The sequence below is a fragment of the Dolichospermum sp. UHCC 0406 genome, assembly GCF_009712025.1.
Classification (GTDB): domain Bacteria; phylum Cyanobacteriota; class Cyanobacteriia; order Cyanobacteriales; family Nostocaceae; genus Dolichospermum; species Dolichospermum lemmermannii.
Genome location: NZ_VILA01000001.1, coordinates 456,443 through 475,625, shown reverse-complemented (window position 1 = coordinate 475,625; position 19,183 = coordinate 456,443). Strand labels below are relative to the sequence as shown.

General features: G+C 39.8%; 17 protein-coding genes and 1 pseudogene. 15 read left to right on the top strand and 3 right to left on the bottom strand.

The features are described 5' to 3' along the window. Positions 1 to 156 precede the first annotated feature (156 nt). The 15 genes and pseudogenes from FJR09_RS02120 (at position 157) to FJR09_RS02050 (ending at position 16,773) form a co-directional block, all read left to right on the top strand. Complete coding sequence (locus FJR09_RS02120) at positions 157 to 1,113, top strand: RNA polymerase sigma factor, RpoD/SigA family (RefSeq protein WP_015080422.1); 957 nt, start codon at positions 157 to 159, stop codon at positions 1,111 to 1,113. A gap of 246 nt (positions 1,114 to 1,359) precedes the next feature. After that, on the top strand, positions 1,360 to 1,704 hold the full coding sequence (locus FJR09_RS02115; protein ID WP_015080421.1) for a DUF760 domain-containing protein: 345 nt from the start codon (positions 1,360 to 1,362) through the stop codon (positions 1,702 to 1,704). Between the two features lie 573 nt (positions 1,705 to 2,277). Next, the gene (locus tag FJR09_RS02110) at positions 2,278 to 3,852 is read left to right on the top strand and encodes a photosystem II high light acclimation radical SAM protein (protein WP_015080420.1); all 1,575 of its coding nucleotides are present in this window, start codon (positions 2,278 to 2,280) and stop codon (positions 3,850 to 3,852) included. Positions 3,853 to 4,058: 206 nt separating this feature from the next. Beyond that, a complete protein-coding gene (locus FJR09_RS02105) occupies positions 4,059 to 5,459 on the top strand; it encodes a DICT sensory domain-containing protein (RefSeq protein ID WP_168653894.1) in 1,401 nt (466 codons plus the stop codon). Beyond that, the gene (locus FJR09_RS02100; RefSeq protein WP_015080418.1) at positions 5,456 to 6,127 is read left to right on the top strand and encodes a pentapeptide repeat-containing protein; all 672 of its coding nucleotides are present in this window, start codon (positions 5,456 to 5,458) and stop codon (positions 6,125 to 6,127) included. Before FJR09_RS02105 ends, FJR09_RS02100 begins: the two co-directional genes overlap by 4 nt. A 71-nt stretch (positions 6,128 to 6,198) precedes the next feature. Then, a complete protein-coding gene (locus FJR09_RS02095; protein WP_254433013.1) occupies positions 6,199 to 6,849 on the top strand; it encodes a YdcF family protein in 651 nt (216 codons plus the stop codon). A gap of 249 nt (positions 6,850 to 7,098) precedes the next feature. Continuing rightward, positions 7,099 to 7,644 carry a dTDP-4-dehydrorhamnose 3,5-epimerase gene (rfbC, locus tag FJR09_RS02090; protein ID WP_168650375.1) on the top strand — a complete coding sequence of 182 codons (546 nt, stop codon included), beginning with the start codon at positions 7,099 to 7,101 and terminating at the stop codon, positions 7,642 to 7,644. After that, positions 7,637 to 8,524 carry a dTDP-4-dehydrorhamnose reductase gene (rfbD, locus tag FJR09_RS02085; protein WP_168650377.1) on the top strand — a complete coding sequence of 296 codons (888 nt, stop codon included), beginning with the start codon at positions 7,637 to 7,639 and terminating at the stop codon, positions 8,522 to 8,524. The genes rfbC and rfbD overlap by 8 nt, the downstream gene beginning before the upstream one ends. Then, positions 8,521 to 9,597 (top strand): glucose-1-phosphate thymidylyltransferase, encoded by a 1,077-nt coding sequence (locus FJR09_RS02080; protein WP_015080414.1) that lies wholly within the window; start codon positions 8,521 to 8,523, stop codon positions 9,595 to 9,597. Before rfbD ends, FJR09_RS02080 begins: the two co-directional genes overlap by 4 nt. A 294-nt stretch (positions 9,598 to 9,891) precedes the next feature. Beyond that, positions 9,892 to 10,758 (top strand): annotated as a pseudogene (locus tag FJR09_RS02075) (DUF1565 domain-containing protein); the annotation flags it as partial. Between the two features lie 378 nt (positions 10,759 to 11,136). Further along, the gene (locus tag FJR09_RS02070) at positions 11,137 to 11,838 is read left to right on the top strand and encodes a COP23 domain-containing protein (RefSeq protein WP_015080412.1); all 702 of its coding nucleotides are present in this window, start codon (positions 11,137 to 11,139) and stop codon (positions 11,836 to 11,838) included. Between the two features lie 195 nt (positions 11,839 to 12,033). Further along, positions 12,034 to 12,729 (top strand): COP23 domain-containing protein, encoded by a 696-nt coding sequence (locus tag FJR09_RS02065; protein WP_015080411.1) that lies wholly within the window; start codon positions 12,034 to 12,036, stop codon positions 12,727 to 12,729. A gap of 235 nt (positions 12,730 to 12,964) precedes the next feature. Next, positions 12,965 to 14,125, top strand: a complete 1,161-nt coding sequence (locus tag FJR09_RS02060; protein WP_371724998.1) for an RNA-guided endonuclease InsQ/TnpB family protein — start codon at positions 12,965 to 12,967, stop codon at positions 14,123 to 14,125. Positions 14,126 to 14,233: 108 nt separating this feature from the next. Continuing rightward, positions 14,234 to 14,917, top strand: coding sequence for a COP23 domain-containing protein (locus tag FJR09_RS02055; protein ID WP_015080409.1), 684 nt, complete (start codon positions 14,234 to 14,236; stop codon positions 14,915 to 14,917). A gap of 155 nt (positions 14,918 to 15,072) precedes the next feature. Continuing rightward, complete coding sequence (locus FJR09_RS02050) at positions 15,073 to 16,773, top strand: tetratricopeptide repeat-containing serine protease family protein (protein WP_015080408.1); 1,701 nt, start codon at positions 15,073 to 15,075, stop codon at positions 16,771 to 16,773. 12 nt (positions 16,774 to 16,785) lie between these two features. Here the strand turns inward: FJR09_RS02050 and FJR09_RS02045 are convergent, their stop codons facing one another. The 3 genes from FJR09_RS02045 to FJR09_RS02035 form a co-directional block, all read right to left on the bottom strand. Continuing rightward, a complete protein-coding gene (locus FJR09_RS02045) occupies positions 16,786 to 17,322 on the bottom strand; it encodes a peroxiredoxin (protein ID WP_015080407.1) in 537 nt (178 codons plus the stop codon). Positions 17,323 to 17,366: 44 nt separating this feature from the next. Further along, a complete protein-coding gene (locus FJR09_RS02040) occupies positions 17,367 to 17,978 on the bottom strand; it encodes a peroxiredoxin (RefSeq protein ID WP_015080406.1) in 612 nt (203 codons plus the stop codon). A gap of 254 nt (positions 17,979 to 18,232) precedes the next feature. After that, positions 18,233 to 18,670: a hypothetical protein gene (locus tag FJR09_RS02035; protein ID WP_015080405.1), complete on the bottom strand. Its 438-nt coding sequence runs from the start codon at positions 18,668 to 18,670 to the stop codon at positions 18,233 to 18,235. Between the last annotated feature and the right edge of the window lie 513 nt (positions 18,671 to 19,183).

Sequence of the window (19,183 nt, the reverse complement as noted above, 5' to 3'; positions counted from 1 at the left end):
ATACTTGTGGAAACAAGCAGACAGGTGTAACCTTTAGCAGTAAAGTACCTAATTTCCCAAATAAGAGTAACCTGAGTTGATCGGGTGTGACCAACTCAAAACATTATTCCGTTAACGACCCTATCAGCAAACCCACCATTACCCAAGAGTAGCGCCATGAAGACCGCTCAATCAGCCACCGACCTCGTGCGGACTTACCTGCGTGAGATTGGCCGTGTGCCACTCCTCACCCACGAAGAAGAAATTTTTTATGGTAAACAGGTGCAACGATCTACTGCTTTGCATGAGATCCGGGAAGGTCTTGCTGCCCAGTTAGGTCATGAACCAACTGTAGAAGAATGGGCAGCAGCCTCTGATATAGAAGTATCAGAATTAAATCAGGCGATCGCTGTTGGTGAAATAGCCAAACGGAAAATGGTAGAAGCCAATCTCCGTTTAGTTGTGTCCGTTGCCAAAAAGTACATTAAACGCAATGTTGATTTACTTGACCTCATTCAAGAAGGCAGCATCGGAATGCAACGAGGTGTAGAAAAATTTGACCCCACCAAAGGGTACAGATTTTCTACCTATGCCTATTGGTGGATACGTCAAGCTATTACTCGGGCGATCGCCGAAAAAGCCCGGACTATTCGCTTGCCCATTCATATTACGGAAAAACTCAACAAAATTAAAAAAGCCCAGCGGCAACTGTCCCAAGGTCTAGGACGTGCGCCCACAGTAGCGGAATTATCCCAAGAGTTAGATCTAACACCCAAGCAGGTGCGAGAATATTTAGAAAAAGCCCGTCTGCCATTATCTCTAGACTTGCGGTTAGGAGATAACTATGATACTGAACTGGGAGAAATGTTAGAAGACACAGGGGCAACACCGGAAGATTTTGTCATGCAAACTTCCCTCTCCTATGACTTAGAACGGATCATGTCAGAACTCACTCCCCAACAAAAGGAAGTCATTAGTCTCCGCTTTGGGTTAGTAGATGGACAATCTTTAACTCTGGCTAAAATTGGTGAAGTCTTGAATATTAGCCGGGAAAGAGTCCGCCAAATTGAACGCGAAGCTTTAAACAAACTTCGCAAATCTAAAGCCACTATGAATGAGTACCTTGCCAGTTAGTCGGTTGTTATTAGTCAATGGTCAGTTATTTTTTGCTTTGTGGGTGGAGTTTCCCCACCCATACTCACTAAATAGGTGAAAAACACTCCCATTTTAGTACGGTTAAACCGACTCCCTCGAAAGGAATAAACTGTTAGATTGGTTGACATGAATTATATAATAGTTAGCTAAATAGAATCAGCAATAACTACCAGTTATTCCAGTCACAAACACCGTCGTTAGTAGTGGCAGTAAAGGAGGTCAAAGGTGAGTAACAAATCTAATCGAGTATCAGAATTTTTTAATAGTGAGTCGGAAACAAGTAATTTATTATGGCAATACGTTAAATCATTAAGTCCAGAAACAGTTAACCAATTATCTAAACCTACTTCTACGGAAGTTTTGCAGGTAATGGAACGGAATATTATCGGACTTTTAGGAAATTTACCTTCTGAACAGTTCGGGATTACTATTTCTACTAATCGGGAAAATTTAGGTCGCTTATTGGCATCTGCGATGATTAGTGGTTATTTTTTGCGAAATGCAGAACAAAGAATGGGTTTTGATACGGTTATGCAAAGCACAGAAACTAATAATAGCGAAGTTGATTAACACTTTCAGGGCTGAAGTCACTGGGTTTTTCGCTTACCAAGTGTTTCTCTAAAAATTTTGTAAATAAATTTATATTTACTTTACAAAATAGCTAATAAACGAAAATCTGGCTGTTTATTTTCGATAGAATCTCTGTAAATAGTTTGTAGATAAGAATTTCAGCCTCTTATCCCCAAACTTTATTCTCGCTGGTAAGTTGAATTATCTCTGACTCTATCTCTAGAATTACAACTAAAAATCATCGCTAAATTTATAAACTCGATGTTATGGTAAATGTATATGAAAATTTTGTTCATAATATCTCGCGGTAAGTGGGAAACTCGGGGGCTTGGCTCCCTGAAAGGGATGGTTCGACATGGCTCACCAGCCGCGACAGGAGGGATTTTAATCCCCGTGGTATAAACACCATCCACATAATATAAAAAGCAAATTTTATGCAGTGCAGTTTTCGCTTTCAATCTGATTGCTAACGGCAAAAATTTTTGCACACCACAAAACAACTGAAATGTCAAAGATAATGCTGGTATAACTCTCTTTTCCTCAACTACGGCAAGCATTACAGTTTAAATACGTATGAACGCAAATAAAATCCTCTACGTTCGCCTTCCCTGTAACCCCATCTTTCCCATTGGTGTTGTCTATCTTGCAGATCATGTTCACAAGCTATTTCCCCATGCAGAACAGCGGATTTTTGACTTAGGCACAATCCCCCCACTAGATTATACTTCTGCCTTAGACAGATGTATTGACGAGTTTCAACCCACATTGCTCGTCTTTTCTTGGCGGGATATTCAAATTTATGCGCCAGTAGGTGGACGGGGCGGTAATCCTCTCCAAAACGCCTTTGAATTTTACTACGCAAAAAATCCCTTGATTAAATTGCGTGGTGCTTTTGGCGGATTACGAATTTTTATTGCTTATTATGTAGAATTATGGCGCAATTTAGGATTAGTTAAACGGGGTTTAAAACGCGCCCAAAAATATCAATCTCAAGCCCGTGTAGTCTTAGGTGGCGGTGCAGTTAGCGTCTTTTATGAACAGTTGGGTAAAAGCTTACCGCCCGGAACAATTATTTCCGTCGGTGAAGGAGAAACCCTACTCACAAAACTACTCAAGGGTGAAGATTTTCAGGATGAACGCTGTTATGTAGTGGGAGAAAATCAACCCCGTCAACGCCTAATTCACGAACAACCTACACCCCTAGAAAAAACAGTTTGTAATTACGATTACATCGAAACCATTTGGCCAGAATTTAATTATTACCTGCAAGAACAGGATTTTTATATTGGTGTCCAAACCAAACGTGGTTGTCCTCATAATTGCTGTTATTGTGTTTATACAGTAGTCGAGGGTAAACAAGTCCGCATTAACCCTAGTGACGAAGTTGTTGCGGAAATTCGAGAATTATACAATCGAGGAATTCGTAACTTTTGGTTTACAGATGCTCAATTTATTCCCGCCCGTAAATTCATTGATGATGCTGTAGAACTTCTCCAGAAAATCGTTGATTCGGGAATGTCAGATATTCATTGGGCAGCATACATTAGAGCCGACAACTTAACACCCGAATTGTGTGAGTTGATGGTAAAAACAGGCATGAATTATTTTGAAATCGGTATTACAAGCGGTTCTCAAGAACTGGTTCGCAAAATGCGAATGGGTTATAACTTACGAACTGTTTTACAAAATTGTCGTGATTTAAAATCCGCCGGTTTCAATGATGTAGTTTCTGTTAACTACTCCTTTAATGTAATAGATGAACGTCCTGAAACTATTCGCCAAACTATTGCTTATCACCGCGAACTCGAACGGATTTTTGGGGCTGATAAAGTTGAACCTGCTATTTTCTTTATTGGACTCCAACCCCATACCCATTTAGAAGAATATGCCTTTAAAGAGGGGATTCTCAAACCTGGTTATGATCCCATGAGTTTAATGCCTTGGACAGCAAAAAAACTCCTTTGGAATCCTGAACCATTAGGTTCTTTCTTTGGTGAAGTTTGCTTACAAGCTTGGCGACAAAATCCCAATGACTTCGGACGGGAAGTGATGAATATTTTGGAAATCAAATTGGGTTGCGCTGATTTGGAAGATGCACTTTCTGCACCGATAGAAAAACCAGAGAAACAATTGGCTGGCGTATTATAGAAAACATAAGCCCAGGTGATCAGAAAGATGCCTCTCGCTTCCGTTAGGGATACGCGGCTACACAAACGAAGTCCGCCTGTGCGGACTAATTAAAACTTAAGATATTGAACCCACGAAGGCGGTCACTGAGCTTGCCGAAGTGTGGGTTTTGCCTGTGTAGACGCGGTTTCTAACCGCCCTATTATCCGAAATCCCCAATTAATTCCATGTTACAAGGTTCAATTCTTCAACAGTTAGAAGCATCTCACCGCCATAGTGCTAGACCTATTCATTTTGGCGTGTACTATAAAAATACCTTAGTGTCTCTCTGCCATGCCTTGGAAGATCATATTTTAACGAAAGATAATGATCCTTTGGTGATTACGGCTTTCCAGCAGGGTAAATGGTATCTGGAAGAGGCTCAAAGATACGCAGATATCGCGCAACACAGCCGGGCAATTGTGATTATGGCGGCGGCTGATGCTGGTTTTGCCGAACATCCTACTGGTCAATTACCTAATATTGATTTAGTGGGATTAGCTGCTGATGATCCTGTGGCGCAGGAGTGGCATTTGATGATTTTAGCTCCTGACTACACAGCTATGGTAATTTGTCAAGAGTTATCTGAAGCTGACTATGGGAAGGATGGTTTGCCAACTTGCGATTTAGAGCGTAAATTCTACGGTTTATGGACATTTGAACCGGAATTAGTGGAAGAAACCGCAGAGTTAGCGATCGCTCATATCAAAGACTATCATCCTGAACTAGCACTCAAACTAAGTCAATATAAACAAGCAATTCACCCAGCTATCTGTCCAGGAGAAGAAGTAGCTACCGTTGTCTCTCGTGTTGTTGATTACCTCAAAACCGGACAAGGTAACTTACCTGTTCTCACAGCATCTCACCAAAAATTTCTAGATCATAACTTGGTATCTAACGAAATTCAGGCATTTTTGCGGATGGCACAATTGATTGATCTAGCAGATAGCCGTAATCCTGTAGCCGCGTCAGAAGTAGCATCTCTCGCTGAAACAATGGGGCAATTATTGGATTTACCAGCATGGCAAATTAAAAGATTACGCCTAGCTGCTTTATTGCATCGCTTAGACCCACTGCAAAAAGCCGAAAGCCTGATTAGTCCCAGTCATATAACAACAGCTTATCAAGAACAATCTCCTAGTTGTCCTCTGGCTTGTCCCCTCGTACCAGCAGCGCAAGCACTACGAATCATGCCAAGACTACGGGCTATAGCTCAAATTATCACCCACCAAAGCGAATGGTGGAATGGTACAGGCGAACCCGCCGGTTTAGCTGGTGATGATATTCCTTTAGAATCAAGAATTTTATCATTGGTTGCAGAATTTCAGCTACAAGTTAACCAGTATAAATACTCTAGCAAAGGGGGAGCAGAGATATTTTCTCAAGCCTTAGATCAGTGCCGAAAACAACAATCTACTCGCTTTGATCCTAAACTTGTAGATACATTAACTTTATTAGTGATGGGTTTACAACAGGGGCTTGATTTACCGATAATGACACCCAAGGTCAGCAGCGGTTTATGGTTACTTGACTCCCGTTGGGATACCGACAGCAAAAGTAGTGAGCAGATTTCAGTGTACAGCAAATGAATATAGAAACCATTAGATTAGGACAAAACAAACAACTCCCCGGTGCAAATTTAGAAGATGAGGATCTATCTCACCTAGATTTAAGGAAGATAAATTTAACAGGGGCTAAACTGGTGGGGACTGACTTCACTGGTTCTAAATTAGAGGGTGGTCATTTTGAAGGTGCAAATTTAATGGGGGCTAATCTGCAAGAAACCGACTTGCGGGCTAACCTCATGGGTGCAAACTTGATGCAGGCTAACTTGACAAGTGCGGATTTACGTGGTAGCAACTTACGGGGTAGTAACTTGATGGGAGCAATCCTCAATGATGCGTCCTTAGCGGGTGCTTTTTTAAGTGGTGCTAATTTGCATGGTGTAAATTTGCAGAGTGTTGACTTGCGATGTGCAGATTTACGAGGTGCAAATTTAACTGCAGCTAATCTCAAAGGTGCAGATTTAAGCGGTGCAGACTTACAAGGTGCTGTACTAATTGAAGCGAATCTTGAAGAAGCAGATTTAAGAGCAGCAAATTTAGCAGGGGCTGATTTAACCGGAGCTAATTTACTCTGTGCTGAATTAGATGCAGTGAAGTTAAATGGCGCAAATTTAGATCGGGTGTGTTTGCGGGGAACAGTTTTGGAAGCTATAGCAGGAGTCAGGAGTCAGGAGTCAGGAGTTAGGAGTTAGAAGTCAGGAGTCAGGAGTCAGGAGTCAGGAGGAAGAAAGAGGAAGAAGAATTATGTAGAACTTGATAGCCTATGAAATGGAAGGTTAAATTAGCTTGGTTTGTTTTCGGGATCATATTGGTGTTAGTGGGCATAATTCCTGTGAAGATAGCGATAGCCTTTCACCAAGTTCCTGTACCCCAAGCAATCCTTGTATTGGGTGGTAATGGTAGTCGGATGGAATTTGCTGCCCAGTTCTGGCAATCTCACAGAAATTTAGATATTTGGGTTTCTGATTTTGAATCAGACTTAAATTATAATCGCCTGATTTTTGAAAAGTTTGGTGTTCCTAATCGGCAATTACGGTTTGATGGCAGAGCGACAGATACAGTAACTAATTTTACAACTTTGGTAAACAAATTTGCTGACAGTAAGTTACAGCATCTTTATTTAATTACATCGGATTATCATATCCGAAGATCAAGAGCTATCGCTACTATTGTCCTTGGTAGTCAAGGGATTGTGGTTACACCTATTGCTGTGCCGTCATTGGGTGACAATTCAGAATCTCTGCTGCGAGTCATGCGAGATTGTGGGCGATCTGTTTTGTGGATTGTGACTAATCGAACTGGAGCTAGTTTTAATCCTCGCATTAAAGCAACTACATTTATAAGGGAAATGCCGAAAACCCTTGAAGATGTAGCTGACTTAGGAAGCTACATCTGTGCTTTAGACAAGGGATGAAGGCTAGAGGCTTTCCTTTATTCATAAACAAATTATATACAGCAGATTTCGCTCTAATGAGGTACAAACTTGAACTATGAAACTCCTGTAGTGCGGGCATCTTGCCCGCTACATAAGTACCTCATAACACCGGAAAGTGCTGTAATAGTCAAATTGAATTTGAGCATATATGCTAATCTACTAACACTGAAGGTATTGACTGAAATAGTGATATTGTTTTAAGTGTTCTTTGAAATATTCAACCATTCAATGAATATTATCCCCACCTCTATTCCTGATATCCTCCTCCTAGAACCCAAAGTATTCCAAGACTCACGGGGCTTTTTCTTAGAATCCTACAATCAAAAAACATTCACAGAGAAACTGGGAATCACAGCCAACTTCGTCCAAGATAATCACTCCAAATCTGAATACAATGTGCTGCGAGGATTGCATTATCAAATCATCCAACCTCAAGGTAAATTAGTCCGCACCATTGTCGGGACAATTTTTGATGTTGCAGTAGACATTAGAAAAAATTCCTCTACCTTTGGACAATGGGTAGGTTACGAACTCAGCGCCGAAAACAAACGCCAATTGTGGATACCAGCAGGTTTTGCCCATGGCTTTCTCGTGCTTTCAGAAATTGCCGAAGTTATCTATAAAGCTACAGATTATTATACACCAGGAGGCGATCGCGCTATCCTTTGGAATGATCCAGATTTAGCCATAGATTGGCCTCTAGAAACACCCCCAATTTTATCAGCTAAAGATAGCAACGCTCCAACTTTCAAAAACGCCGAAGTTTATGAGTAAATCAATATTACTAATAGGTAGTAACGGACAAGTTGGTACAGAACTACAACATACCCTAGCATCCAACTACAAAGTTATTGCCCTTGCCCGTCCAGAAATAGACTTAACTCACCCTGACAAATTACGCCAAATTATCAGAGAAACCCAACCCGAAATAATTATCAATGCTGCTGCTTATACCGCAGTAGATAAAGCCGAAAGTGAACCAGAAAATGCTCACCTGATCAATACTGTCGCCCCGCAAATTATCGCTGAAGAAAGTCAAAAATTAGGAAGTTTCTTAATTCATCTTTCCACCGATTACGTATTTAATGGTAATAGTCATTATCCCTATCGAGAAACAGATAGTACCAATCCATTGAGTGTATATGGACAAACAAAATTAGCGGGAGAGATAGCAATTCAACAAAATTGTCCCCACCACATAATTTTGCGGACAGCTTGGGTTTATGGAACTTATGGAAAAAGCAACTTCGTAAAAACCATGTTACGAGTTGGTCAAGAAAGATCAGAAGTTAGAGTAGTTGCCGATCAAATTGGTAGTCCTACTTGGGCGCAAGATATAGCTTCAACAATTACCCAAATTATCCCCCAATTAACCTCAGAAAATGCGGGAATTTATCACTATACAAATAGTGGTGTAGCCAGTTGGTATGACTTTGCCATAGCAATTTTTGAAGAAGCAGAAAAACTTGGTTTCCCCCTGAAAATTGCCAATATTATTCCCATTACTACCCCCGAATATCCCACACCCGCAAAACGTCCTGCTTATTCTGTCTTAGCTTGTGAGAAAATATCTCAAATCTTAGGAACTTATCTTCCTCATTGGCGACAAGAACTAAGATTAATGTTAAAAGAATTACAAGGAAAATCTCTATGAAAGCACTGATTTTATCCGGTGGAAAAGGGACAAGATTACGCCCCTTAACTTATACAGGAGCAAAACAACTTGTTCCAGTTGCCAACAAACCAATTTTATGGTATGGCATTGAAGAAATGGCTGCTGCGGGGATTACTGAAATTGGTATTATTATCAGCCCAGAAACAGGGGCAGAAGTCAAGAATAAAACTGGAAATGGCGAAAAATTCGGTGTTAATATCACCTATATTTTACAAGAAAAGCCAGCAGGATTAGCTCAAGCTGTCCAAGTTGCCCAGACTTTTTTAGGAGATTCCCCATTTGCCATGTATTTGGGAGATAACCTGATTCAACAAGGAGATTTAAGTTCATTTTTAGATAAATTTACTCAACAACAACCAGATGCTTTGATTCTGTTACGTGAAGTCACAAATCCTAGCGCTTTTGGTGTGGCAAAGGTAGACGAAAAAGGCAAAGTATTACAGTTAATTGAAAAGCCAAAAGTTCCCCCGTCAAATTTAGCATTGGTAGGGGTTTATTTTTTTTCACCAGTTATCCATGATGCGATTTCTCTGATTAAACCTTCAGCTAGAGGAGAATTAGAAATTACTGATGCAATTCAATGTTTAATAGATCAAGAAAAAGAAGTTTTAGCTTATAATCTTGATGGTTGGTGGTTAGATACGGGCAAAAAAGATGATTTATTAGAAGCTAACCGTCTCATTCTTGATACCTATTTGCAAAAATCAATTTTAGGCGATATTGATCCGAAAACTCAAATTACTGGCAGAGTGCAAATTGGGACTGAATCTAAAATCATCAACTGTACAATTCGCGGACCCGTGGTAATTGGTAATAATTGCTATTTAGAAAACTGTTTTATCGGTCCATATAGTAGTATTGCCGATAATTCAACACTCATAGAAACAGATTTAGAACACAGCGTGGTTTTAGAAGGTGCTAAAATTACTGGAATTCAGCAACGAATTATTGATAGTTTAATTGGACAACGCGCCCAGTTAAGTATTGCCCCCCGTCGTCCTAAAGCATTACGCTTTTTAATTGGTGATGATTCTCAAATTGAACTGACTTGACGCTTTAATCTCGCTTTTTAACGGGGTTCTCCACTCACCCATCAAAACTTTTTGGCTTTTGATGGGTTCTCTATGGCTAAATTCATCCTAAACTATCGGAGTTTTCACCCAATTTCGTTATAAGTTTTACTTGTCTTATCAGAGAATTTATGGTTTAATTCCTATTAAGTCATGGAAGGATACACTCATCAAATCAAGGATGTACTTATGAGCAGCCAGTTTAGATCAAAAACCCCTGTTTTATTGGCGAACTTAGCTATATCTAGTTCCTTAATCTTCACTTTTCCAGTCCAGGCGCAATTGCCGACCGTTGCACAGGTAATTTATGTTGATCCAGCTATTGGTGTAAATACTGCTGAGGCTGGCACATCGGCAACAACTCCTTACAAAACCATTACCTTCGCACTGAGTCAGACTAAACCGGGTTCAGTGATTCAGTTAGCTCCCGGCAACTATAGCAGCGAAACATTCCCTATATTACTCAAACCAGGAATAACATTACGGGGTGACGAATCAAGCAAAGGTAGAAGAGTAGTTATTTCCGGTGGTGGTATTTATATCAGTCGCACCTTCGCTAAACAGAACATTACTATCCTGGCAGATCAAGATACCACAATTGCTGGTATCACAGTCACCAATACCAATGAAAGGGGTACGGGTCTATGGGTAGAATCAAGCAACCCCAAAATCATAAACAATACATTTACTAACAACTTCAGGGAAGGTGTATTTGTCACAGGCACGGGAAATCCTCAAGTTGAAAATAACCAATTTGTGCAAAACAGTGCCAATGGCATTGCTATCACAAAATCAAGCCAGGGCGAAATTCGCAATAATCTATTTCAGAATAATGGCTTTGGTTTAGCTATTGGTGATACTTCCACACCCTTAATCACAGAAAATCAAATAGTCCAAAATAAAGATGGTATAGTCATCTCTGAATCAGCCAAACCTTTACTGCGTAAAAATGTAATTCAGAATAATCAACGGGATGGTATTGTCCTCATTCTGAATGCTTCACCGGATCTGGGTACTAACAATAATCCTGGTAGCAATAGTATCAGCAATAATGGTCGTTACAACCTCTACAATGCTACCAAAAACTTCATTTCTGCTGTTGGTAACAATGTTGATGCCTCACGTATTGCTGGTTCAGTCGAAATAGGTAACAGCCAAAGATCAACACCGTATTCCTCCCAAAGCGATGATTTATCAGCCAACGATCCCAACATCGCATTGCTACAAAAATGGGAATTAACACCCATTTCCTGTGCCTCTGGCAGCCAAGTAATTACCATCATGATGGGTGGTAAACAATACTGTGTTATGCCCCATCCTGACTTAACAGCCAATAGTTACGAATATAATCAGAGTAATGGCAACCTCAAAGCTTTAGTCAATTCCCCCAACAGAGCTTCCCGTCCGAAAAAAGAGGGTTTATAGGATCTGTGTTTTTGTTCTTTATCAATTATTTCCACCTTTTTAGTCAGAAAACGGAAAAGTCTAATCTCCTCTTACTTTAAACATTTACGAGGTCTTATGAAACATCAATGGAAAACAACGATTCCGAGGTCGGGCTTCGCTATCACAATTGCCACCTTAGCCCTATCCAGTATTTTGTCCTGGGGATCTACGGTTCAAGCCTTACCACCTGTGGATAATACAGATGATAATAGTAACAGTACTGCCATGCCGGATGTAGACCCATCGGAGGAAGCCAACACTGGAACTCAATTTACCTGTGTATCCCAAGGTGATGGTAACGTAGCTACAGTTGGTCAGCGACCCGGTGGAGAACCAATCCCTGTAATTATTTGGACTTCAGCATCTTTAAAATACTTTGGTGAGAAATTTACTCCTCAAAGCCGTTGCCAAATCGTCACACCGAAATTAAATGCGGCTGTAGCTGAAAGTGGCGGTAGCCTCAAAGATGTCGTGCTGATGAGCGGTAAAGTCCGCAATAAAACTGTCATTTGCGTAGTTTCTGTCAATGACACTGGTTGTGATGGTAATAATACTCTATTTACTTTAAACCCGGACAACGCCAAAAAGCCAGAGGAAATTCTTACCCAAATGATGCAAATCAGTCGTGAGGGTTCTAGTGCTGGCGTAATTCGGGAAACAAAAGGTCGTGTGCAGGTAACATTGAGCGATTTACTACCCAGAAAGAATAAGAATAATCGCGTACCTCGGCAAATCAGAAAAAAACCTGCTATTAGAAATAAGTCTGGTGGTTTGTAATTATTAATTTAATGGGTACTAAGTAGGTGGACGTAAAATAACCAAAATGTATAACGATATGTAAATTTACCTCAATGCGTTATTGTGCTTGAGTTTTAGCCATTTCACAAAACGAAATATATTTTGATTTTCCTCCGCCCACCTACTTACATCTCATGCTGATGCTCCTCTTACTTTAAACATTTACGAGGTTTTATGAAACATCAATGGAAAACAACGATTCCGAGGTCGGGCTTCGCTATCACAATTGCCACCTTAGCCCTATCCAGTATTTTGTCCTGGGGATCTACGGTTCAAGCCTTACCACCTGTGGATAATACAGATGATAATAGTAACAGTACCGCCATGCCGGATGTAGACCCATCGGAGGAAGCCAACACTGGAACTCAATTTACCTGTGTATCCCAAGGTGATGGTAACGTAGCTACAGTTGGTCAGCGACCCGGTGGAGAACCAATCCCTGTAATTATTTGGACTTCAGCATCTTTAAAATACTTTGGTGAGAAATCTACTCCTCAAAGCCGTTGCCAAATCGTCACATCGAAATTAAATGCGTCCGTCGCTGAAAGTGGGGGTAGCCTCAAAGATGTTGTATTGATGAACGGTCGAGTCGGAGAGAAAACCGTCATTTGCGTAGTTTCTATCAGTGATACTGGTTGTGATGGGACTAATACTCTCTTCACCTTAAACCCAAAAAACGCCAAGCGGTCTGAAGAAATTCTTGCCCAAATGATGCAACTCAGTCGTGAGGGTTCTAGCGCTGGTGTTATTCGGGAAACAAAAGGTCGTGTGCAAGTTAGATTGAACGATTTGCTCACCAAGAAAGCTAATCGCTCACTGCGGCAAACTACCAAAAAACCTGCTGTTGAAAATAACTCTGGTGGTTTGTAATTACCTTAAACAGCAAGAAGGCTCACACTGTACCTGTACTCAGGTCAGTGTTGAGATGAATTGCGCGTGAGGAAAGGAGTGTAGTCTGACCAGATTTGTAGCTTGCTTCCCGCAGGGTGCGCCGCGAAAACCGGAAAGACTACAACGACGAAACGAGCAAAATATTCGTTTTTTATTCGGTATGTTTTGATTATTTGTGTTACCATGAATATACGAACACGGTAAGGTCGATACCATGTATAGAGCAATTAAAGTTAGAATTTATCCCACTGATGAGCAAGAATCATATTTAGCTCAATGTTTTGGTAATACTCGATGGTTGTGGAATTATATGCTTAATGCCACTACTGTCGCGTATAAAGAAATAAGCATTGGGCTTTCTAAAGCGGCTATGGATAAGTTGCTTCCAGGATTAAAAAAGGAATATGAATGGTTAGGACTTGCATACAGTCAAGTGTTGCAACGAGTCACATTCAATCTTTCTAGTGCGTTTGTCAACTTTTTTGAAGACCGTGCTAAATTTCCTAACTTTAAATCTAAACATGGTAAACAATCAATTCAATATCCCCAAAATGTGAAACTGATGCCAGAGGATTCTGTGATTAAGTTTCCTGGCAATTTAGGGATGATGAAAACCGTGTTCCATAAAGAATTGCCCGATGCAAAATTCACGGCTGTAACAATATCAAGAAATGCAGACGGTAAGTATTATGCATCTATTCTTTTTAACCAAAATGACAATCCGGTAGTTGCAATTAGAAAAGCTATTGGTGTTGATTTGGGATTGAAAAACTTTGCTATAACTTCCGAAGGCTCAAAATATGACCTTCCTAAGAAGCAATTAGCTCTTCTTGAAAAGAATAAAAAGCGCAAGCAGAAAAAACTAGCTAAGAAGACCGATAAAACATCTAATAAACGTCGTAAAGCCAAACGTTTAGTCGCAAAAGTTTCTAGCAAAATAGCTAGAGTCCGTGAAGACTTTCTACACAAACTATCTCGCAAAATAGCATACGAAAACCAAGTTATTTGTGTAGAAGATTTGGCAGTTAAGAATATGGTTAAAAATCCCAACTTGGCAAAAGCTATTAGTGACTCTTGTTGGGGAATGTTTCAAACCATGCTCAAATACAAAGCTGAAAGATTTGGTCATACTTATCAAGAAATAGGTCGTTTCTTCCCGTCTTCTCAACTTTGTAGTGAAACTCTACTACCAATTCCGGTGTGGCAAAAAGGATATGATTCGTTAGGAGTTAGGTTTGTAGATTGCCCTCACTGCCAAAAACAGCATGATAGAGATATCAATGCCGCAATAAATATTAGAAATGAAGGTTTGCGACTTTGGGCGTTAGGAACTAGCGCTTCTGCCCTTGGAGGGGATGTAAGACCAAAGTCTTAGGGACGTAAAAAATCCATGAAGTCCGAGGCAGTCCCCATTGAATTGGGAAGCCTACACTGTACCGTCAGGTCAGTGTAGGTAGTTCACTTTTAAAATTTACGAGGTTTTATGAAACATCAATTGAAGACAGCAATTTTAGTTACTACCTTAGCCATATCCAGCATTGTTGCCTTGGGATCTTCAGTTCAAGCCTTACCACCAGTAGATAATGGCAACAACAAAGTCAATAATAGCAACAGTAGTCCGGTGGCAGATGTAGACCCATCGGAGGAAGCCAACACTGGAACTCAATTTACCTGTGTATCCCAAGGTGATGGTAACGTGGCTACAGTGGGTCAGCGACCTGGTGGAGAGCCAATCCCTGTAATTATCTGGACTTCAGCATCTTCAAAATACTTTGGTCAGAAATTTACTCCTCAAAGTCGTTGCCAAATCGTCACACCGAAATTAAATGCGGCCGTAGCTGAAAGTGGGGGTAGCCTCAAAGATGTTGTATTGATGAACGGTCGAGTTAATAACAACACTGTCATTTGCGTAGTTTCTGCAAATGATACTGGTTGTAATGGACGCAATACTCTGTTTACCCTCAAACCCGAAAATGCCAAGAAAGCAGACCAAATTCTTGCCCAAATCATCCAAATCAGTCGTAAAGGTTCTAGCGCTGGTGTAATTCGGGAAACACAAGGTCGTGTAAAGGTTAGATTGAGCGATTTACTCACAAACAATGTCAATCGCTCACTTCGGCAAACTACAAGAAAACCTGCTGTTGAAAATAAATCTAGTGGCTTGTAATTATTAATTGAAGTTGCTATAAGTGGGTTGATGTTAAAAATTGTCATAACGACAAGGGCAATTTTGAACGCCAACCTGCTTACGTCTCCTGCCAGAGATACAGAAATTAAACCGAATTCCTGTCATTACCAGAATTTACAAAAATAATTAAGCATATGAGTTTATATTTTACTAGGGTAAATTATCCAGTTTTGACTACGGCAATAGTGGCAGCTATTGTCATTTCTATCCCAACACCTGCTGCTGATCCTATCAGTCTTCAAAAGATTGCCCAAATTGCCAAAAACACCTCAGTCCAAATTAATGCAGAGGGTGATATTACTCCTGGAGGTTCAGGTGTAATTATTGCTAGACAAGGTAATACTTATACCGTACTTACAGCTAATCATGTGGTGTGTGATGTGTTAGACAGACCGGGAGAAATTGTTTGCGCTAAAGACATTACTTATTCTATTCGGACAAATACAGGGAAAGATTATGCTGTTAAAGATATCAAAGTGTTGCAGAAGGGTAGAAACGACCCAGATTTAGCTTTAGCTACTTTTGTGGCTACAGAAGATTATCCCATTGCTACTTTAGGCAATTCTGATGAGATGGTAGAGGGTACGGATATCTTTGTTGGTGGGTTTCCAGCCGTATTTGGTAAAGTTGGATCTGCCAGAGACTTTGCTTTTACCAAGGGAATAGTTGTTTCTCGGAATAATAGTCCTATTAATGGCTATGGTTTGATTTACGATGCCAGAACTGTAACTGGTAATAGTGGTGGTCCTGTGTTTGATATTATTGGTAGAGTTGTGGCAATTCATGGATTAGCTGATACATCAGCCAAGAATAAAACAGAAACAGGAGAAATCGTGACTCAGAAGACAGGATTTAATGCGGGGATTCCTGTTAATACTTTTTTAGCTATAAGTGAACCAAGTATTAAAAATACTCCGATTCAAAAAAATCAGAGTTCTACGAATGAACCTCCTGCTACTCGTTTAAGTAATCCTCAGTCAGCAAGAGACTTTTATGCTAGGGGTATTACTAAACTTGATCAATATAATTATCAAGAATCGGTGGAAGATTTTAATCAAGCAATCAAGCTTGACCCTAAATATTCAGAAGCTTACTTTAAACGGGGATATGTCTACACATGGTTAAGAAAATATTCAGAAGCTCTTGTAGATTTTAACCAAGTTATTGCTATTGATCCTAATTATTTGGATGGTTATCTTAATCGTGGCTGGACTCAGATTTCGTTACAAAATAATCAAGCAGCCCTTGAGGATTTTAATCGCGCTATGCGTCTTAATCCTAACTATGCTATTACTCATGCTCATCAAGGTATGGCTTATCTAAAGTTAGGAAACTATGAAGCGGCATTAGAATCTTCTAAACAAGCTATTCGTCTTGATCCTAACAATAGTTATGGGTATTCTATTCAGGCAAATATTTTTAATGCTTTAAAAGACTATCAATCAGCTATAAAAGTATCAAGTACAGCTATTTTGATTGATCCTGATAATTTCAGTGCCTACACAAATCGTGCCATAGCTCGCACTCTGACTAATGATTATCAAGGCGCTCTTGCAGATTATCAAAAATCTTCAGAAATATTTAATAGACGTTATGTTAAAAAATCTACTTCTCAAGTCGAGGAAAAGCCAAAACAAACTTCCCAGCTTACCACTGATGCCAATATAGAGTTAATTAAAAGCTGGGAATTAACAAATGTTTCCTGTACCTCTGGAGAAAAAATAGTGCAAATTATGATTGATGGTAAACAATATTGTGTCAATCCTCATCCTAGTTTAATTCAGAAAAATTATCAATACAATCGCGGTACAGGTAGGTTAGAATCTTGGAAATGAACTGTGTCCTATTCAATTATATTTTTCTAGAAGTGTCTCTACACCGGCATTATGATCTAAGAAGGAAAATAAATGTCTGTAGAGCAGTTTGCCATCTTTATCTAATATAAATTGTGCTGGTAATGGCGCTCCTAATGCCTGTCCAGTTCTATAAGTACGAAATGTATGGCAACTGGAATCACTCAATAATGGCATTTTTAAGCCCAAGTCTTGAACTATTATTTGACTTTGCTTTTTGTCGGTGCTAGTAATTAATAGAATTTCAATTCCCCGATTTTTAAACTGTTCATAATTTTCATTTAAGGCTTGAATATGGGGATAACAAAATGGGCAATATTGCTTTTCGGTAAAAATTCTGGTAAAGGCAATTATTACAGGTTGTTTACCTCGAAAATCAGATAGCTTAACAACAGTATTGTTAGTAATATCTGATAATTTAAAATCTGGTGTGCCTATACCCAATCTGAAATTATCTAACGCGGGTATAGGGAGAAAATTATGGAAAAATCGCTCGTTAAATAAGCCAGTAAAATCAGTTGAAGTCAACATAAGATATTCAAAATTAAAAGTTTAATTACCAAATTCCCAACTCTCTAAATATCAGCAAAGTAAATTTTAGACTTCACGGGATCAGGATTCATGGTTTTGTCCCCAGGTTGCCAATTAACAGGACAAACTTCATCGCTATGGGACTGAACGTGCTGAATTGCTTGTAATGTTCGCAGGGTTTCATCTACATTCCGACCAAAGGCTAGATTATTAATAGTGGAGTGTTGTAGAATGCCATCTTTATCTATGATAAATAAACCGCGTAAAGCAATACCAGCGGTGGGATCGAGAACGTTATAAGCGGCACTAATTTCTTTTTTGATGTCAGAAACTAGGGGATAATTTATGTCACCGACTCCACCAGATTTACGATCTGTTTGAATCCAAGCGAGGTGAGAAAATTCACTATCAACGGAAATACCCAAAATTTCTGTATTTAGTTGGCTAAATTCTGCGTAGCGATCGCTAAATGCTGTAACTTCAGTGGGACAAACAAAGGTAAAATTCAAGGGGTAGAACATCAGAACAACATATCTACCACGATAGTCAGACAATTTAATTGACTTAAACTCCTGATCTACTACGGTTGTTGCTGTAAAATCGGGAGCCTGCTGACCAATCCGGAGACATCCCTCTGTTCCATAGGTAAGTGTCATTAATCTAATTCTCCTTTAACTTTATATCATAGTTGGATTTATTTTTGAGCGCAGGCACATCGGTTAGATTGAAACTTTTAGAGTCTTGAAAAACTCATGTTTTCGGCTCAATTAGGGACTTTTTAACTTAATATCCTCAGCAGACGATTATATCATGAAGGAATATATCAGCAAATCGGCTTTTGGTGATAGGCGCTCCCATTATTTATGTGGAAGCGCATCTGAAGACTTAAAAACTAACTTCTATTTTTCAGCTAGTTATTAACATACTTACCAATCACCTGAGCAAAATCTGGTACTGCCTCTTGTACGTGTTTTTCTGCGGAATTACGGAATTTTTCGTAAGTTCCTCGCACCAGTTGGCGTTTGGTATTTTTAACCCTGGCATCAGTTACACCTAGCAGCGCATTTGCGGTCTGATTACTATTGGCTGTGAGGTATTCCACCGGTTCACCCTGTTGCACTCCTTCACTCCAAATGGGATCAATTGCAGTTAAGCAAACCGGTAGGAGGGACTCAACCACATTGGTGATATAACCCGGTTGAATTCCCTTGAGTGCAGCAAAGGCGGCTTTCATGGCCATACCGCTTATGCCTGACTTAGATGCCAGTTGTGCGTCTATCATGGTGCAGCAGTCTTGGACAATCAAGTCCTTATGACCAGAATTCATTAATTCTTCATTCAGTCCCATTTTAATACTCCTAAGTATCAAATTGCTTGATTTATTATCATATAAGTAGTTGAATAAAATTAAATTCATTCATGGAGTCAGGGAACAGGGAAAAGTATAGCATTCGGAGAATTTTGATGTTGATTGCACCCCATTATTCCCAAGATGCTTCAGCGTAGCTTGTCCTGGACATCATTCAGGCTTAGTTTGTTGCTAAGGTTATGTGTCATATTCAGATCACGAGAACATAAAAACTGAAGATATCATTAATTCCCCTGTTGAACTTATCCCCTTGGGAAGTTATTATGTATGGGAGTAAGGTGCTTCTTGGCAGTCAGTAACTCAGCCCTAAAGGGACTGAGCTTGTAAGAAATTGCAAGCTGTACTGACCAGTCTAAGTCTTAACTGACTACGTTTTTTGAGTCACGACACCCTGGAATGCGTAGCTAGTTCCCTGCTCTGTCGCTTGTGATTAAACAGTTTCAAAGTCACTGAAACAGTGTTGCAAGCCTAACAAGCTCTTAAAACATTGAC

What these genes read in the sequence shown, in the direction of transcription:
- FJR09_RS02120 (WP_015080422.1), top strand. Translation starts at nt 157, where the DNA reads ATGAAGACCGCTCAATCAGCCACCGACCTCGTGCGGACTTACCTGCGT.
- FJR09_RS02110 (WP_015080420.1), top strand. Translation starts at nt 2,278, where the DNA reads ATGAACGCAAATAAAATCCTCTACGTTCGCCTTCCCTGTAACCCCATC.
- FJR09_RS02105 (WP_168653894.1), top strand. Translation starts at nt 4,059, where the DNA reads ATGTTACAAGGTTCAATTCTTCAACAGTTAGAAGCATCTCACCGCCAT.
- FJR09_RS02100 (WP_015080418.1), top strand. Translation starts at nt 5,456, where the DNA reads ATGAATATAGAAACCATTAGATTAGGACAAAACAAACAACTCCCCGGT.
- FJR09_RS02095 (WP_254433013.1), top strand. Translation starts at nt 6,199, where the DNA reads ATGAAATGGAAGGTTAAATTAGCTTGGTTTGTTTTCGGGATCATATTG.
- rfbC (WP_168650375.1), top strand. Translation starts at nt 7,099, where the DNA reads ATGAATATTATCCCCACCTCTATTCCTGATATCCTCCTCCTAGAACCC.
- rfbD (WP_168650377.1), top strand. Translation starts at nt 7,637, where the DNA reads ATGAGTAAATCAATATTACTAATAGGTAGTAACGGACAAGTTGGTACA.
- FJR09_RS02080 (WP_015080414.1), top strand. Translation starts at nt 8,521, where the DNA reads ATGAAAGCACTGATTTTATCCGGTGGAAAAGGGACAAGATTACGCCCC.
- FJR09_RS02070 (WP_015080412.1), top strand. Translation starts at nt 11,137, where the DNA reads ATGAAACATCAATGGAAAACAACGATTCCGAGGTCGGGCTTCGCTATC.
- FJR09_RS02065 (WP_015080411.1), top strand. Translation starts at nt 12,034, where the DNA reads ATGAAACATCAATGGAAAACAACGATTCCGAGGTCGGGCTTCGCTATC.
- FJR09_RS02060 (WP_371724998.1), top strand. Translation starts at nt 12,965, where the DNA reads ATGTATAGAGCAATTAAAGTTAGAATTTATCCCACTGATGAGCAAGAA.
- FJR09_RS02055 (WP_015080409.1), top strand. Translation starts at nt 14,234, where the DNA reads ATGAAACATCAATTGAAGACAGCAATTTTAGTTACTACCTTAGCCATA.
- FJR09_RS02050 (WP_015080408.1), top strand. Translation starts at nt 15,073, where the DNA reads ATGAGTTTATATTTTACTAGGGTAAATTATCCAGTTTTGACTACGGCA.
- FJR09_RS02045 (WP_015080407.1), bottom strand. Translation starts at nt 17,322, where the DNA reads ATGTTGACTTCAACTGATTTTACTGGCTTATTTAACGAGCGATTTTTC.
- FJR09_RS02040 (WP_015080406.1), bottom strand. Translation starts at nt 17,978, where the DNA reads ATGACACTTACCTATGGAACAGAGGGATGTCTCCGGATTGGTCAGCAG.
- FJR09_RS02035 (WP_015080405.1), bottom strand. Translation starts at nt 18,670, where the DNA reads ATGGGACTGAATGAAGAATTAATGAATTCTGGTCATAAGGACTTGATT.